Origin of the sequence: Sphingobacterium thalpophilum (assembly GCF_038396785.1) — a bacterium.
Classification (GTDB): domain Bacteria; phylum Bacteroidota; class Bacteroidia; order Sphingobacteriales; family Sphingobacteriaceae; genus Sphingobacterium; species Sphingobacterium thalpophilum_A.
Genome location: NZ_CP151087.1, coordinates 2,901,518 through 2,916,752, shown reverse-complemented (window position 1 = coordinate 2,916,752; position 15,235 = coordinate 2,901,518). Strand labels below are relative to the sequence as shown.

General features: G+C 41.4%; 13 protein-coding genes. 5 read left to right on the top strand and 8 right to left on the bottom strand.

Going from position 1 to position 15,235, the window contains the following annotated elements; all coding sequences use genetic code 11:
- Positions 1–59: 59 nt before the first annotated feature.
- On the top strand, positions 60–941 hold the full coding sequence (gene lipA / locus AACH28_RS12885; protein ID WP_046672297.1) for a lipoyl synthase: 882 nt from the start codon (positions 60–62) through the stop codon (positions 939–941).
- Positions 942–1,203: 262 nt separating this feature from the next.
- Here the strand turns inward: lipA and AACH28_RS12880 are convergent, their stop codons facing one another.
- The 8 genes from AACH28_RS12880 to upp all read right to left on the bottom strand — a co-directional run bounded on the left by AACH28_RS12880 (position 1,204) and on the right by upp (position 9,866).
- The gene (locus AACH28_RS12880) at positions 1,204–3,864 is read right to left on the bottom strand and encodes a hypothetical protein (RefSeq protein ID WP_341830678.1); all 2,661 of its coding nucleotides are present in this window, start codon (positions 3,862–3,864) and stop codon (positions 1,204–1,206) included.
- Positions 3,864–4,766: a GLPGLI family protein gene (locus AACH28_RS12875; protein ID WP_070563257.1), complete on the bottom strand. Its 903-nt coding sequence runs from the start codon at positions 4,764–4,766 to the stop codon at positions 3,864–3,866. The genes AACH28_RS12880 and AACH28_RS12875 overlap by 1 nt, the downstream gene beginning before the upstream one ends.
- Before the next feature lie 196 nt (positions 4,767–4,962).
- Positions 4,963–6,597 (bottom strand): amidohydrolase, encoded by a 1,635-nt coding sequence (locus AACH28_RS12870; protein WP_341830677.1) that lies wholly within the window; start codon positions 6,595–6,597, stop codon positions 4,963–4,965.
- A 270-nt stretch (positions 6,598–6,867) separates the two neighbouring features.
- A complete protein-coding gene (locus AACH28_RS12865; RefSeq protein WP_070563263.1) occupies positions 6,868–7,278 on the bottom strand; it encodes a BrxA/BrxB family bacilliredoxin in 411 nt (136 codons plus the stop codon).
- A 150-nt stretch (positions 7,279–7,428) separates the two neighbouring features.
- Entirely contained in the window at positions 7,429–7,962 is a 534-nt protein-coding gene (locus tag AACH28_RS12860) for an ATP-binding protein (protein ID WP_341830676.1), read from the bottom strand.
- 23 nt (positions 7,963–7,985) lie between these two features.
- The gene (gene pnuC / locus AACH28_RS12855) at positions 7,986–8,588 is read right to left on the bottom strand and encodes a nicotinamide riboside transporter PnuC (RefSeq protein ID WP_341830675.1); all 603 of its coding nucleotides are present in this window, start codon (positions 8,586–8,588) and stop codon (positions 7,986–7,988) included.
- Between the two features lie 52 nt (positions 8,589–8,640).
- Positions 8,641–9,114, bottom strand: a complete 474-nt coding sequence (locus AACH28_RS12850; protein ID WP_046672303.1) for a ribonuclease H-like YkuK family protein — start codon at positions 9,112–9,114, stop codon at positions 8,641–8,643.
- Between the two features lie 104 nt (positions 9,115–9,218).
- On the bottom strand, positions 9,219–9,866 hold the full coding sequence (gene upp, locus AACH28_RS12845; RefSeq protein WP_046672304.1) for a uracil phosphoribosyltransferase: 648 nt from the start codon (positions 9,864–9,866) through the stop codon (positions 9,219–9,221).
- A 283-nt stretch (positions 9,867–10,149) separates the two neighbouring features.
- On the opposite strand from upp, the gene uvrB reads away from it, so the two are divergent.
- From uvrB to AACH28_RS12825, 4 genes are all read left to right on the top strand, one after another.
- Positions 10,150–12,183: an excinuclease ABC subunit UvrB gene (gene uvrB / locus AACH28_RS12840; RefSeq protein WP_070563271.1), complete on the top strand. Its 2,034-nt coding sequence runs from the start codon at positions 10,150–10,152 to the stop codon at positions 12,181–12,183.
- Between the two features lie 356 nt (positions 12,184–12,539).
- Positions 12,540–13,571 carry a glutamate 5-kinase gene (gene proB / locus AACH28_RS12835; RefSeq protein WP_046672306.1) on the top strand — a complete coding sequence of 344 codons (1,032 nt, stop codon included), beginning with the start codon at positions 12,540–12,542 and terminating at the stop codon, positions 13,569–13,571.
- Entirely contained in the window at positions 13,568–14,818 is a 1,251-nt protein-coding gene (locus tag AACH28_RS12830; RefSeq protein WP_341830674.1) for a glutamate-5-semialdehyde dehydrogenase, read from the top strand. The genes proB and AACH28_RS12830 overlap by 4 nt, the downstream gene beginning before the upstream one ends.
- 9 nt (positions 14,819–14,827) lie before the next feature.
- Positions 14,828–15,232 carry a hypothetical protein gene (locus tag AACH28_RS12825; RefSeq protein ID WP_046672308.1) on the top strand — a complete coding sequence of 135 codons (405 nt, stop codon included), beginning with the start codon at positions 14,828–14,830 and terminating at the stop codon, positions 15,230–15,232.
- Positions 15,233–15,235: the final 3 nt, after the last annotated feature.

Genomic DNA, 15,235 nt, shown 5'->3' with positions numbered 1-15,235 from the left:
GATATAAAACCAACAAATTGACGGTTAGAAATTACATTTTTAATCCTTAACTTTGTTGTATGATTGAACTTCCAGTTATTCCGGCAACTCCTGCACAACGCAAGCCTGATTGGTTGCGTGTCAAATTGCCTGTTGGTAAAGAATATAGACATGTCAGAAGTCTTGTAGACGAGCATAAATTACATACAATTTGTGAGAGTGGAAATTGCCCGAATATGGGCGAATGTTGGGGGGCTGGAACAGCAACCTTCATGATTTTGGGAAATATCTGTACACGTTCTTGCTCATTTTGTGCGGTAGCAACAGGCCGTCCGTTGGCGGTGGATCTGGATGAACCTAATCGTGTTGCCAATTCTGTCAAGTTAATGCAGGTAAAACACTGTGTGATCACTTCGGTGGATCGTGATGACCTAAAAGATGGTGGTTCGATAATATGGGCGGAGACAATTAATGCCATCCGAAGGGAAAGTCCTGAAACAACCTTAGAAACACTTTTGCCAGATTTTAAAGGACAATGGGATAATTTGGACCGCGTGATTGCAGTACGTCCAGAGGTTGTTTCGCACAACCTTGAAACTGTACGTCGTTTGACAAGAGAAGTTCGCGTTCAAGCTAAATATGATCGTTCACTTGAGTGTCTGCGTCGAATTTCTGAAGCTGGACTCCGTACAAAATCAGGAATTATGCTTGGTTTAGGTGAAACAGAGGAAGATGTTATCGAGGCAATGCAAGATTTATATAACGTTGGGGTACATATTTTGACACTGGGGCAATATTTACAGCCTACCAAAGCTCACCATCCTGTAATCGAGTGGATTACGCCTGCACAATTTGAGAAATATCAGAAAATTGGTTTGGAAATGGGATTCAAGTATGTGGAGTCTGGACCGCTGGTTCGTTCTTCTTACCATGCAGAGAAACATTTATTTGATATGCAATAGAAAACATTTCTAAGTTTTTTAACAAAGAATATTTTTCGCAAGATATAAAAAGAAGCCTGGGTGATTTTTTTGCTCAGGCTTCTTTTTTCTATTTTTTTTTAAATGAAACGGTTTGCCTCTAGGGGTTGAAAAACTTATTACTCTTGTTCATCATCGATAATCTGCTAAAATAGCGAGATTTCAATTGGAAGAGATTGGTCTATGGGCACAACAATAGACGAGCACTAGAAAACGTAATTGTTTCTTTCCGATGGTTCGAGTCTTAAAGGTTGAAAACTGTACGAAGTAAAATTGTTCTCCCGCGAAGTTCAAATTCATTCTGTGAAATCATATTGGCCGTCATCAGGTAGGTGCGATAGTTTTTGATATTGACCAAATTATTCATTTCCAATTCGATATCCATTTTCCACTTGTTGATCTTATAGCGCGTAAAAAAGTCGATGAAGGTATAACTTGCATTCTTCATGTTTGTTTGAAAGGTGGAAAGATTACGTAGGTTTAGCCGCATAAAGCCATTTTTAAAGGGACTGGCTGGAAAGCCTATGTTATGCATCATGGTGGTAGTTTTGTTTTGGATCGCATTGTCAAGGCCCTGTTGTTTGCTCCGGCTCCAATTGAATAGTCCTGAATAGGAAATATTATAAGATTTAAATACCTTAGCTTCAATACTGGGCTGAAATAGATAGCTCATACTTCGAGTAGGCACTAGCGCATTGTTTAACAATTGATTGTATTTGAAGTAAGAAATGCTTCCTTTTAGTTTGAGGGTACTTGCCAAAGGGAAGATGTATTTATCAAATCCGATCTGAGATGACCATCGATCTTGCAGGTTATCCATATTGACCAATATGTTTTCGGTGATATTATTTTTTATAACGGACGATAACATCGTGTTGGAAAGCGATCTTGTATAGCTAATACCTGCATTTGCAAATAATACTTTTAGGGTGCGGGCCAAATTATAATTGAGATTAAACGTATGTTTTTTGGATTCATTTAGCGCTGCATTATTTTGGCTAAGCATTCTATAGTTCCGTAATACGGCACCACGGTATATATCTTCAATATTGCCTATATCCTGCGCAAATTGATAGTTAAATTGAAGATAGTCTTCTTGTGAAATCTGCCATCTTGCTTTTAAATTAGGATTGATCAGCATGGAATTTTTGGACGTGGCCAGTTGATGGCTGACATCTTCATAATGCGTAAACAAATAGGTGATCGGGATCTCGAGCTGGGTTTCAAATCGATTTGTTTTCCAGGAATATTGCGGTGTAATAAACGCTTGGGATCTGCTCCAATACAGATTATTACGGGTATTATCGCCCAATGTTCGAACACGTTGCTCATTATCTACTATGGTAAGGAGTGAGTTGAAATGTTGACGATCTGTATTGAAGCCAATTTGATAATATTGTTTGATTCTGCCTTTATTGAAGCGATAACCTGTACTGATCTCCGTAAAAAAGGAAGGAACTTCGATTTGCTGGCGGCTGCTTTTATAGGGAATGCTATCGTTGAGTATTTCTGGAAGAACACCGGGATAGATCTGTAATGTCTGCGGTTTATTGCCATAATTTAAAGACCAGTTGATTGCAATAATGTCATTGTTTTTAAGTTGGGGTATATAGCTGAACAAGTTGCTGAATCCCTTGATGTGGTGTTTTTGGAACTGCTCGATCTGCCCTGAGGAGTTTGCCAGCAATGCTGTAATATCTTTTTTTTCATATTCAAATGATAAAGTATTGCTCGCATATTTCTTTTCCGTATTGGTAGATGCCGAAAGTCTGGCTGCGCCAAGCCAACGCGCTGTTTTCATGTGATTTTGCTCATTAAAATAAACGTCACCATCATCGAGCAGGTATTGCGTGTTTGAGGCATTATTTTGCCTATCGTTGTCGTATAAAACCTGAATATTGGATTTTAGCTGCCAGAGATTCTTGAGATTGTATAGGTTATTGGTGTTCAGTGAACCGGTATTGTTGAAGTAATAATTGTTTTTAGGAATATTTGGACTGCCTGTTGTGCTCGTCGCCAGGAGATTGTTGATAGTCGAGCTGCTGAACTTGGCCAGTAAAGAGGATTGATTGGCTCCAATAATATCTCCGGAAAGATCATGACCTGTATTATTCCCGTTGAGAACATTCAGCATCTTTACTTTCTTGTTGAATAGGATTGAATTCAATTCAGGATCATAGAGATTGGGGGTGCCGACGCCAATTTTGGCCTGTCCAGTGAGCTTCAGCTTGGCTTCCTCTTTGATAACGAGATTGATGGCGACGTCGTCTGTAAATCTTTTATTTTTAAGGACCTTATAATGTTCGTGATTGTCGAGCACCTGAATGTCCTTTACCATTTTATGCGGGATTGTCCGTGTACCTACACCATAGCGATTTTCCAACAGATCGTCACCGTCAATGTAAAGTTTAGAAACGGTTTTATCCTGGTATTTTATAAGCCCCGATTCGGTAACTTCCATGCCCGGAAGGCGTTTGATTACGTCGCCTATATTGCGATCCTCCTCTTTGGCAAAAGATCCGACGTCGTAGGAAATCGTATCATTTGAACGGCTCACTTTAGGTTTGCTCTTTACAATGACGTCTTGTAGCAGATTGGTTTTTGGAACGAGGGCGATCCGAAGATTGGATGTCTGTGTGCCAAGTTTGAGTTCAAATTTTTCGTAAGTAAGGTGATTGATCTGCAGGTAAAGGCTCGCATATTCCTTTGTCAATGTGATTGTGAAACGCCCATCTTTATCTGTCGGCTTGAAAGCGATGATTTTACCGTCTGAAAGGATGTTGACACTGGCAAAGGGTACGGGATGCTGTGTCTTATCCACTTGGACCGTTCCACTAATCGTTTGCTGGGCAAAGGTTATTTGCCCAAGCAAAACGACTATAAATAAACATAGAAATACTTTCATTAAGGCGTCAGCTCTATCGGATTATTGGTAACCTTCGAAGGTTTGTATTTATCGTCTCTTGAAATATTGAAACTTTTTATTTTGGATGGATCCAAAGCACCAATAGGGGAGCTTCCACCTGAATTACCGGATCGAACGGCAACGATGTTTCCGTTTGAGCCTACATTGATGGCTCTATTCTTTCCGGATTGCGCTTGCATGTAGGCTTGAGGATTGGCCTTAAAGGCTTCCTGAATTTTCTTTACTTCATCTGCCGTACTTGCGATGGTATTTTGTGGTAGTTCGACAAATGTTTTTCCATCTTCAATTTTATCGAATCCGGCGTAAGCGAAAATCACTTCATTTTTTGTGTCCCGTGCGTCAAGGATAAGTCCGGGTAGACCATGGAGTTTCCAGGGACCATAGGAAAACGGAAGTTCGGTTGTAAACCAGGCGATATAAGTGCGGCCTTTGAATGTTGCCTTTGCATTTTGGCAATTGTAACCACCGATTTCTTTACGATCTCCCAAGATTTCCCAATCCTGTGTGGGATATGGTGAAGTAATGGAGAAATGGTCACTAGCAACGGATATTACCTCAGTTATTTTATTTTGATCGGGGTTGATTAGATAAGATGATGATGAGGGCGAGGAGCGCGTAGTAAGGGTTAGATTGCCGGAAAATGCGGGATCTTCCATCTGTTTTTTGACCTCTTCCTGCATGCGTTTGGATGAATATGACGTATAGTAGCTGCCCTGCTGATTCAGGTAAACCACTGTTTCATCGCGTAAAAATTGGTCCCGTTGGGTACTGTCATTGACATGTTTGAATTCGTAATGTACTTTAGCGATGGCAGGAGTACGCTCTTGTGCAAATAATAGCTGCGTGGCCACAGACAGTAGGATTGATAATGAATATTTCATAAATATATGTTTATATCGTAAATATACGAAACATTCGTAATTCTAAAAATTTATTTGAACTTTTCGTTATTATCCTCCCTAGGGTTATGCTAATGCAGGTTAAGAAAGGTTTGACTTGTTAGCAATACTTTTGTTAGCTATCTTGTTTCGTTAGCGGTATAAGTTTATTGGGTATGGCTAGGCATATCAGTTCTTGTTATCTTTTAAACAGGGTCTCACCTGCAATTACTGTCCGTTCTGTTTTTACATTTCGCAGTTGCTCATTTGGAATTTTCAAGATATCCTTTTCGAGGATAACAAAATCGGCATCTTTTCCCACTTCGATACTTCCTCGTTTTTTCTCCTGAAAACAAGAATATGCCGCCCAGATCGTCATTCCTTTTAAGGCATCTTCACGGCTTATGGCATCTTGCATCTGAAACCCGTGGTTAGGATAGCCTTTTTTGTCGACACGTGCTACAGCGGCGTGGAAACCATATATGGGGTTAAAATGTTCAACCGGAAAGTCACTCCCCAAAGCGAGTTTGCCATATTCTGCCAACAGACGCTTATAAGCGTAAGCGCCTTTCATACGTTCTTCACCAAGTCGATCTTTGGCCCAGTACATATCGGAGGTTGCGTGTGTAGGTTGTACAGATGGTATGATTTGATACTTTCGAAACTTGTCAAAATCTGTAGGCGATATAATTTGGGCGTGCTCGATGCGCCATCTACGGTCGCCATTATTGTGGAGGTATTTGCCATAGATATCCAGAATAATACGATTGGCCGAATCGCCTATTGCATGGGTATTTGCCTGAAACTTACTTTCGGCAATCTGTTTGATCATGGCTTCGTATTCCCGGGGGCTATGGAGGAGAAAGCCGTGGGTGGGGGCATCATGGTAATGTGCGAGGAGGCATGCGCCACGAGATCCCAATGCACCATCGGCGAGCAGTTTAAATCCTTTGATCTCGAAACGGTCCGTTTCATAGAAACCCTGTTCGATAAATGACTTTATGTTTTGGGGATTGCCGAGGATCATGGCATAATCTCTAATTTTCAACTGTCCTTCGCGATAGTATTTTTTTAGGAGATCGAGTCTTTCTTTTGATAAACCTGCGTCTACAATAGTGGTTAGACCGACGGAAAGGAGGGAGTCTTGCGTTCGCTTGAGCATTCTTAAGTAATCTTTCTCACTCGGAACCGGGATTGTCTTATTGACAAGATCCATTGCATTGTCGATCAAGAGGCCATTGGGGATATTATTATTCCCGCCGACCACACCGCCACGAATCGTGGGAATACTGGTTAATTTGGCCCATTCTAGCGCTTTGGAGTTGGCTACCGCCGCATGATAATCTACACGCATGAGGTAGACGGGGATATCTGGGAAAGCTTTGTCGAGTAGGTCCTTGGTTGGGAAAGTTTTATCTTTCCAGCGATTTTGGTCCCAGCCACCACCGATCAGCCAAGTTTTGTCCGGATTTTTTTGCTGGTAGTTTTTGACACGTTGAATAACCTCCTCGAAAGAATCGCTACCGTTTAGGTCGACTTGATCCATTAGTTCGGCCTCGTCAAATAAATGGGCATGAGCATCGTAGAATCCCGGATAAATGGCCTTCCCCTGCGCATCAATTTTTTCTATTGCTTTGTACTTCCGCTGTATTTCTTCATCGGAACCGATGGCAATAAATTTACCGTCTTTGACAGCAAAAGCCTGTGCCGTACTAAAAGCTGAATCTACAGTATATACTTGCGCATGATAAACAATGAGATCCACTTTCGTTTGTGGTGAACATGAAATGATGGTCAAGCAGAACAAAAAAATGATGATTGGGAAGGTTTTCATAACCTAAAAATAGCAAAAAGCTTTGAATAAACGGAAACTAGGCTTGGGGCTAGATCTATTGGAGATGCGGACTCGGGGTTTTGACTTATCGAATTGCTTTACGTGAAGTACCTACGCTGAATTGTCGCGTATTATTGGGACAGGAGATCATCAGTAAAGTAGTGAAAGGCAACCTGAAGGAAAAGTAATGCGAATACGGATTATCCAAATGCAAAAAGGCTATCCAAATAACTTGGACAGCCTTTTTAATTCAAAAATCAAAATACGTGATTAACAGTACTCGTCAAATGCTGCAACTAAATTGTCAGCAATCATTTGTGCCGGGCGACCTTCAATCATATGTCTTTCAATCATGTGTACCAATTTTCCGTCTTTAAATAAAGCCATTGCTGGTGAAGATGGCGGATAAGGCAACATGTAGTTACGTGCAGTGTTTACAGCATCAGTTTCCATACCTGCGAAAACAGTGACCAATTTAGCTGGGTGTTTTTCATTTTTTACAGCAGCTTTTGCAGCTGGGCGTGCATTTGCTGCAGCGCAACCACAAACAGAGTTTACAACCACAAAGACAGTTCCTTCTGATGCGATAGCCTGATCAACTGCTTCAGGAGTTTTTAATTCTTCGAATCCTGCATCAACTAACTCTTGACGCATTGGAGTTACTAAATATTCTGGATACATTATTTCTTAAGTAAAATGTTAATATTCTATTTTAATTGTTTCTATAAAGCTTTCTGTCGCTGGGCAAGTATTCTTAGTCCGTATAAACAACAGCTATACTTTATGCTTACAAATATAGCTGTAAAAGGCTGCTTCGTCAAGACACTTGTCTCAAATCAATGTCAGAAAATCTTTTACCGCATGAAGTCCATTTTCAAGACGTTGGTCGCCGAGCCCGGAAATAAGACGGTAATTCGCATTAATGGCGTTCAATTCGCTTTTCCAGATCTCCATGAAGTGTTCGCGGTGTTCGGGAAAATCCCGTAGTGGATCATCCTGCCAAGGTAGATCGATATCCATCAGCAGATAGAGATCATAAACATGTTGTTGAATTTTATCGGTGACTTCCTGCGGCGTATGACCGAAAAGATGATCTGACCAAATTTTTACCGTAAGAAAGGTGGTGTCACAGATGAGGAGCTGGTCTTGCGCTAAAGGGGTCAGGGCTTCCTCTAGGGCTACCTGTCCATAAAACATATTGACTTCGTCCTGCAGGGTATATTTATTGTTGAGGCTTTGGCAATAATAACGTGAATACTCGGGTACGCATACCGTCTGAAATTCCTTGGCAAGAAATTGTGCCATCGTTGATTTTCCGGTGGACTCGGGGCCAACAACGGCAATTTTTATGAAATCTTTTTCCACATCGATCGTTTTGATAGGCAATATTACGCAAAATTTTTATAGGTTTTCTGCCAATCGCGATAGCCATTCCAAGCGATGAGCGTGAAAACAAGGTAGAGTACTGCGGTCAGCATAAGGTCTTTGTGTATATAGAGCGGGATATAACAAATATCCACAAATACCCATAAGAGCCAATTTTGAAGCACTTTGCGCGTCATCAGAAATTGAGCAATAAAACTTACGGAGGTGCAGAATGCGTCAATATAAGGGACATCGGAATTTGTCTTGCTATCGAGGAGATAACCGATTGATAGCGTTAGGATCAGGATTGCCAGGAGGCAAAGGAGCAATTGTCCCTTGCTGGTTTTGACGATAGGTTTCTTTTTTTCTTCTTTTCGTCTTATCCAATAATACCAACCGTACACAGCTGTGGACAGGAAGTAGAACTGTAGTACAGTATCTCCGTACAGTTTGGCATTATAAAACAGAATCGCGTAGGACGCTACGCTGATGATACTGATTGGCCAGTTCCATATATTTTGCTTAGCGGCCAAATAGACACAAAGAAAGCCTGTCAGCGTACCTAACCATTCGAGCCAAGAGGTCTGGGCAAATTGACGTGCAATCTGCTGAAAAAAATCCTGCATGTGGTGTATTAAAAATTACACCCTAAATATACAAAGTCTGCCCTATAGTCAATTATTGAACCTGTTTATTCGCACAATTGGTACTGGCAAAAGATTCGGGCTTGGCCTTAAAAACAAATCCCATACCCATAATATAGCCCATGGCTTCTTTCAGGGCAACATTTGACTGGAAATTTGGATTGGTGTTGATGTCGGCGTGGACTTCGAGGTCTACTTTGTGTTTTTCGAGGAGGGGGCAGAGTTGATAGGCTATATCGATGGATTTTTGGACTTCGAGCAGCATCCTTTCTTTAATGCTCATTCGGTGATGCCTTTTGTCCCGTTGGATAAACATAAATCCACCTTTATGTTCCCGGAGAAAGACGATGACTGTAGCGAAGTCGATGATGCCTCTCTTGACTTGGGAATCGGTGCCTATATAAACCTTGAGCTTATTCCCTAGGGCATCTTCTCGTTTAATGACTTCCTCAACAGCATCGAAAATCGTGGAGCGAATGGATTCGCCATTGTATTTTTGCCATCTCATAGCGATATAGATTAGATATAAAAAAATTAAACTTCATCATTGACATAAATTTACTGAATTTCAATGAGCTAAGTGTTAATTTAGTTTTAAATAATTTATCCACATTAATGATGTTTTACACCGTAGGCCAGGTCTCCGGCATCACCGAGTCCAGGTACAATATAAGCTTTTGAGGTCAGTTCGTGGTCGACGTCACCTACCCAGATGTGTGCCGTAGGTACAAAAGCCTGAACGTGATTCAGTCCTTCCTCGGATGCAATGGCTGCAACAATATGTAATTCCTTGATGTCATATTCGGCCAGGAGATCCTTACAGCATAATACAAGGCTCTTTCCTGTGGCCAACATGGGGTCTACAATGATTACTGTACGATTATCTAAGTTTGGTGTATTAACATATTCTTTATGAATTTCAAACTCACCGCTCTTTTTGGTATGCCGATAGGCCGCAATGAAGGTATTGTCGGCATGATCAAATACATTTAAAAGTCCCTGATGAAAGGGAAGCCCCGCTCTCAGAATTGTAGCGAGTACGGGTTGTTCCATCAAGAGATGGGTTTTGGCCACACCTAACGGAGTTTCAACTTCAACAGGTTTATAAGCCATCGTCTTGCTGATTTCATAAGCGAAAATTTCACCTAATCGTTCCAGATTCCGACGAAAGCGCATGCGATCCTGTTGAATCGTGATATCTCTCAGTTCGGCAATAAAATGATTTGCAATGCTATTTTGGGTAGATAGAATAGTGACCATGGCGTGTGTGCTAGTTCAGTTAAGCTAAAGATAATAAATAATCAATTGAAAGTAATAACATCTATGGTATTATTATAGTTTGCGCTAAAATGGTAAAATTTTTAGTAAATTTGTGTAAGAACATAGCAGGATATGGCCTGGACCACAGGTCAACAAATCGTCTTGAAGCAGATTGAAACCATCGGATTACAAAAACTGTTTTTGAGCTTAGGGCTCAAGCAATTCGTGGTGCAATGTTTGCTGGAAAAGGCCTGAATGGTTTTCTTAAAGACACAGGAAATATATGAAATTTGAATTGACATCGGAGTACAAACCCACAGGCGATCAGCCAGAAGCAATTAAGCAGTTGGTAGCAGGGGTAGAGCAGGCAGAGCAATACCAGACGCTTTTGGGGGTGACAGGTTCGGGTAAGACCTTTACTGTGGCTAATGTGATTCAGGAAACCCAAAAGCCGACATTGATTTTAAGCCACAATAAAACTTTGGCGGCTCAGTTGTACGGTGAATTCAAACAGTTCTTTCCCAATAACTCGGTCAACTATTTTGTGTCTTATTACGATTATTATCAACCCGAAGCTTTTATTGCTTCGACGAATACCTACATCGAGAAGGATTTGGCGATTAACGAGGAAATCGAAAAGCTGCGTTTGGCAACCACGTCGTCATTGATGTCGGGACGGCGTGATATCGTTGTCGTCTCTTCGGTATCCTGTATCTACGGTATGGGAAATCCGGAAGATTTCTCCCGGTCTATCTTTCGTTTTGGGGTCGGTATGACTGTCACTAGAAACGCTTTCCTGCATAAGCTGGTGGAGATTTTATATTCGCGAACGACCACAGAGTTTAAACGGGGTACCTTTCGGGTTAAAGGTGATACAGTGGACGTGTTTCCGGCATACTTGGATAATGCTATTCGGATTTCATTCTTTGGGGATGAAATTGATGAACTGAGTGAGATCGATCCCATTTCAGGGAAAACGCTCAACAAGATGGAAGATCTTGCTCTTTTTCCAGCAAATCTCTTCGTTACACCGAAAGAAAAATTCAAAGAATCGATCTGGGCTATCCAAGATGAATTGATGCAACGGAAAACGCAACTGGAAGACGAGGGCTTAATGCTGGAGGCGAAGCGTTTAGAGGAGCGCGTCAATTATGATCTGGAAATGATGCGTGAACTGGGCTATTGTTCGGGGATTGAAAATTATTCCCGCTTTTTTGATGGTAGACAACCGGGGATGCGTCCGTTCTGTTTGCTGGATTATTTTCCGGAAGATTACCTGCTGGTCATTGATGAGAGTCACGTGACCTTACCACAATTACGTGCGATGTATGGAGGTGACCGATCGCGAAAAGTTTCCTTGGTAGAACATGGGTTTAGGTTGCCCGCGGCTTTGGATAATAGACCTTTAAACTTTCCGGAGTTTGAATCCTTGACAAATCAGACGATTTATGTATCGGCGACTCCGGGCGATTACGAACTGCAGCAGACCGAAGGTGTTGTCGTTGAGCAGGTCATTCGCCCAACAGGACTTCTGGATCCAATTATTGAAGTACGACCAGCGATTAATCAGGTCGATGATTTCTTGGAAGAAGTCGATAAGACCATTAAAGAGGGAGGACGTGTTTTGGCTACTACATTGACCAAACGCATGGCTGAAGAACTTTCCAAATATATGACCAAGCTGAACTTAAAAGTCCGTTATATCCACTCTGAAATTAAAACCTTGGAGCGGGTTGAAATCTTGCGGGGGCTCCGCTTGGGTGAATTTGATATCCTGGTCGGGGTGAATTTACTTCGTGAGGGGCTTGATTTGCCGGAGGTCACGCTTGTTGCTATTCTCGATGCGGATAAGGAGGGCTTTCTGCGTTCCGAACGATCGCTTATTCAGACGATTGGTCGCGCGGCCCGGAATGATAAAGGTCGGGTTATTATGTATGCGGATAAAATGACGGATAGCATGCGTGTCACAATAGATGAAACCAATCGTCGCCGAGACAAGCAGATGAAATATAACTTGGAACATGGCATTACACCGCGTACTGTGGGCAAAACAAGAGAAGAGATCTTAGAGCAGACTTCTGTTGCTGATTTCTCGGGTATTGAACCTAAAATTTATGTTGAACCTGATCCGTCGCAGGCCATTGCAGCTGATCCAGTGATGCAGTATCTCAGTGAGAAGGATCTGAAGAAAGCGATCGATAACGTACGGAAGAAAATGGATAAATCAGCGAAAGAAATGGATTTCTTGGAAGCAGCGAAATATCGTGATGAAATGTTCTCCTTGGAGAAGCTCTATGAAGAGCGATTCCCTTCGTAAAGGAAGTCGGTTTTAGTTATTGTTAATCAATTTAAGATTTGTTAAACGACGCTAAATAGCGTATAAATTAAGATTCCACCGTCCATATTTGTAGCAATTGTAAATAAATTGGCTACATATGAAACATTTAATCTACAGCATAATACTGTTTTTTGTGCTTTCCGCAGCATTCTGCCAAAGTAAAATTTCCTACGGGATAAACGCCGGGTACACGAATGCTCCTGGACCTAATAGATTGGGCCGTACTTCCTAAGGTTAACGATTGAACTATATTGTTCAATTGTTAACATATTTTGCGTAAATCAAATTCTTCTCAGTAAATTAGTGCTCAAATCTAAACTAAAACATACTAAAAAATGAAAAAGCCAATTCTCGTTGTCAAATTTGGATCGGCTTCTATTACCACGAAAGAGGGAGAAGTTGATGAACGTATTGTTTTGGAGATCGCTAGGCAAATTGCTTCCTTACAAAAGAAATACAATATCGTCTTGGTCTCTTCAGGTGCTGTTGCTGCCGGTAAACGTTTTCTGCCCAGCTACACAGGAACGCTATCCGAACGCAAAGCAGCTGCTGCAATTGGGAACCCTATATTGATTAATACGTATTCTACTTATTTCCGACCGTTTAAAATTTCATTGGCGCAGAGTTTATGTGAGCGACATCACTTTTCCAATCGGGATCAATTTCTACAATTGAAAAATACGTATGAGGAATTGTGGCGGAACAATGTTATTCCAATCGCAAATGAAAATGATGTGGTGAGTAATAAAGAACTGAAGTTTTCAGATAATGATGAGCTGGCAACCTTGATTGCTGTTGGTTTTGGTGCCGAAAAATTACTGTTTAGCACTTCCGTTCCTGGTGTGTTGGATGCAAACAACAAGATTATACCGCAAATTGAAACAATTGACCGGGATATTTTAGGGCTGGCAAGGAAGGATAAATCTTCCGTAGGATTAGGGGGAATGACCTCGAAATTGAACTTTGCCCGATTGGCCAATCAAATGGGGATTGCTGTGGTGATTTTTAGTATGCAAACCGAGGAGGCGATACAAAAAGCGGTTAAGCACGAGACTGGCACATTGTGTCTGGCTCAAAGTAAGAAGATCTCTTCCCGCAAGAAATGGCTCGCGAGTGGAAGTTTAATAAAAGGGGAATTGATGGTTGATCGTGGAGCGGAGGAAGCATTATTGAAGCACAAAAGTTTACTCGCTGTGGGGGTAACCCGTATCGTCGAGCATTTTGAAAAAGGAGAAGTGTTAAATATTGTCAATCTAGAAGGCTTAACTGTTGCCGTTGCCCGCGCGAAGATGGATTCATCCGCTTTGTCCCAGACCAGTAAAAAAAATGTAGAAATTGCACATGCAAATGATATTGTATTATTATGAGTGAATCCATCTTAAACCAACTTCAGGCGGCGGCCAAAGCAAAACAAATTTTGCAACAACTGGCTCCTGATACCAAAATAACTATTTTAAATGCCATCGCAGAAGGTCTTATCGCACATACTACTGATGTATTAAAAGCCAATAAGATTGATTTGGATCGTATGGCTGATGACGACCCCAAAAAGGATCGTCTTTTGCTCAATAGCGATCGTCTAAAAGGTTTGGCTGACAGTGTTAAGCAGATCGCTCAGTTGGCGGATCCAACAGATCAGTTATTACTAAAAAAGATATTGCCAAATGGATTGGAGATCGAGAAAATTACGGTTCCACTCGGAGTCGTTGGGGTCATCTACGAATCGCGACCTAATGTGACGATAGACGTTGCTGCATTGTGTATTCAGTCGGGTAACGTTTGTCTATTGCGCGGTGGTTCGGACGCGTTACACACCAACGAGGCGTTGTTGAAAGTGATCCATGCTGTCTTAGAGCAGTATGGTATTGCAACAACTATTGTGCAACTGTTGCCTGTTGATAGGAAGCATGTTTCGGAATTATTGGAAGCTACCCAATTCGTGGATATTATCATACCACGGGGTTCACAGTCGCTGATCGATTATGTCAGGGAACACGCTAAAGTACCAGTTATTGAAACTGGAGCAGGAGTATGCCATACTTATGTGGACCGTATAGCAGATTTGGATATGGCAGCGAAAATTGTTGCCAATGCTAAAATTTCCAGGCCATCGGTGTGTAATTCTTTAGATACTGTTTTGGTCGATCGTGCTGTTGCTGCCGAGTTCCTAACGAAATTGAAAACTTATTTTGAAGATGCTCAGGTGGAAGTCTTCGCGGACCCTACAGCTTATGAGGTATTACAGGGTCAAAATTTTTCAAATTTAAAGCGCGCAGAAGAAGCGGATTTTGGAAGAGAATTTTTAGATTTGAAGTGTTCAATAAAGACGGTCACCAGTTTGGACGAAGCTTTGGAGCATATCGCAAAATATTCTTCCAAACATTCGGAATGTATTGTTTCTTCCAGTGAACTCCATATTGAACAATTTTTGAATACAGTGGATGCTGCCGCGGTATATGCCAATGCATCTACACGTTTTACGGACGGAGGTGAGTTTGGTCTGGGTGCAGAAATAGGTATCTCGACCCAAAAGTTACATGCCCGTGGACCATTTGCATTGGAAAAATTGGTAACAGAGAAGTGGATTGTCCGTGGAAATGGACAGATCAGATAAGCATAGATCATGGGATTAAGTTTTAAGAAAGATGTATTGATGAATTGGATCGAAGAAATTGGTAAATTTCTTCGCATATGGACAGAAGGGCATGATGCTTTTACGGAGCCGACTGATCCAGCAGTGTTTGAAGATGCTTATGAGAAATTCTTCGAAAAGAGTAGGACCTATTTTTTAAATCTCTCCGAAAATGAACTTTCGGCATATCTCAAAACAGATCTTCAAATTCAGCAACTACATCCATTGGCTTTAACGTTGTTATTTGATGGGTTGAATGCTACAGATGGCAATCAGGAGAATTTACTTCGTAAAGCAAAGTTTATTTTGAATCTGGCGATGGCTGAAACGGCGAGCTTTGCCTTTCAGGATTATCAATATCTTGCTATGATCGATAACAAATTGAAGAGTCTTTAGATT

Coding starts and splice junctions, on each gene's coding strand:
- lipA (WP_046672297.1), top strand. CDS start 60: ATGATTGAACTTCCAGTTATTCCGGCAACTCCTGCACAACGCAAGCCT.
- AACH28_RS12880 (WP_341830678.1), bottom strand. CDS start 3,864: ATGAAAGTATTTCTATGTTTATTTATAGTCGTTTTGCTTGGGCAAATA.
- AACH28_RS12875 (WP_070563257.1), bottom strand. CDS start 4,766: ATGAAATATTCATTATCAATCCTACTGTCTGTGGCCACGCAGCTATTA.
- AACH28_RS12870 (WP_341830677.1), bottom strand. CDS start 6,597: ATGAAAACCTTCCCAATCATCATTTTTTTGTTCTGCTTGACCATCATT.
- AACH28_RS12865 (WP_070563263.1), bottom strand. CDS start 7,278: ATGTATCCAGAATATTTAGTAACTCCAATGCGTCAAGAGTTAGTTGAT.
- pnuC (WP_341830675.1), bottom strand. CDS start 8,588: ATGCAGGATTTTTTTCAGCAGATTGCACGTCAATTTGCCCAGACCTCT.
- AACH28_RS12850 (WP_046672303.1), bottom strand. CDS start 9,114: ATGAGATGGCAAAAATACAATGGCGAATCCATTCGCTCCACGATTTTC.
- upp (WP_046672304.1), bottom strand. CDS start 9,866: ATGGTCACTATTCTATCTACCCAAAATAGCATTGCAAATCATTTTATT.
- uvrB (WP_070563271.1), top strand. CDS start 10,150: ATGAAATTTGAATTGACATCGGAGTACAAACCCACAGGCGATCAGCCA.
- proB (WP_046672306.1), top strand. CDS start 12,540: ATGAAAAAGCCAATTCTCGTTGTCAAATTTGGATCGGCTTCTATTACC.
- AACH28_RS12830 (WP_341830674.1), top strand. CDS start 13,568: ATGAGTGAATCCATCTTAAACCAACTTCAGGCGGCGGCCAAAGCAAAA.
- AACH28_RS12825 (WP_046672308.1), top strand. CDS start 14,828: ATGGGATTAAGTTTTAAGAAAGATGTATTGATGAATTGGATCGAAGAA.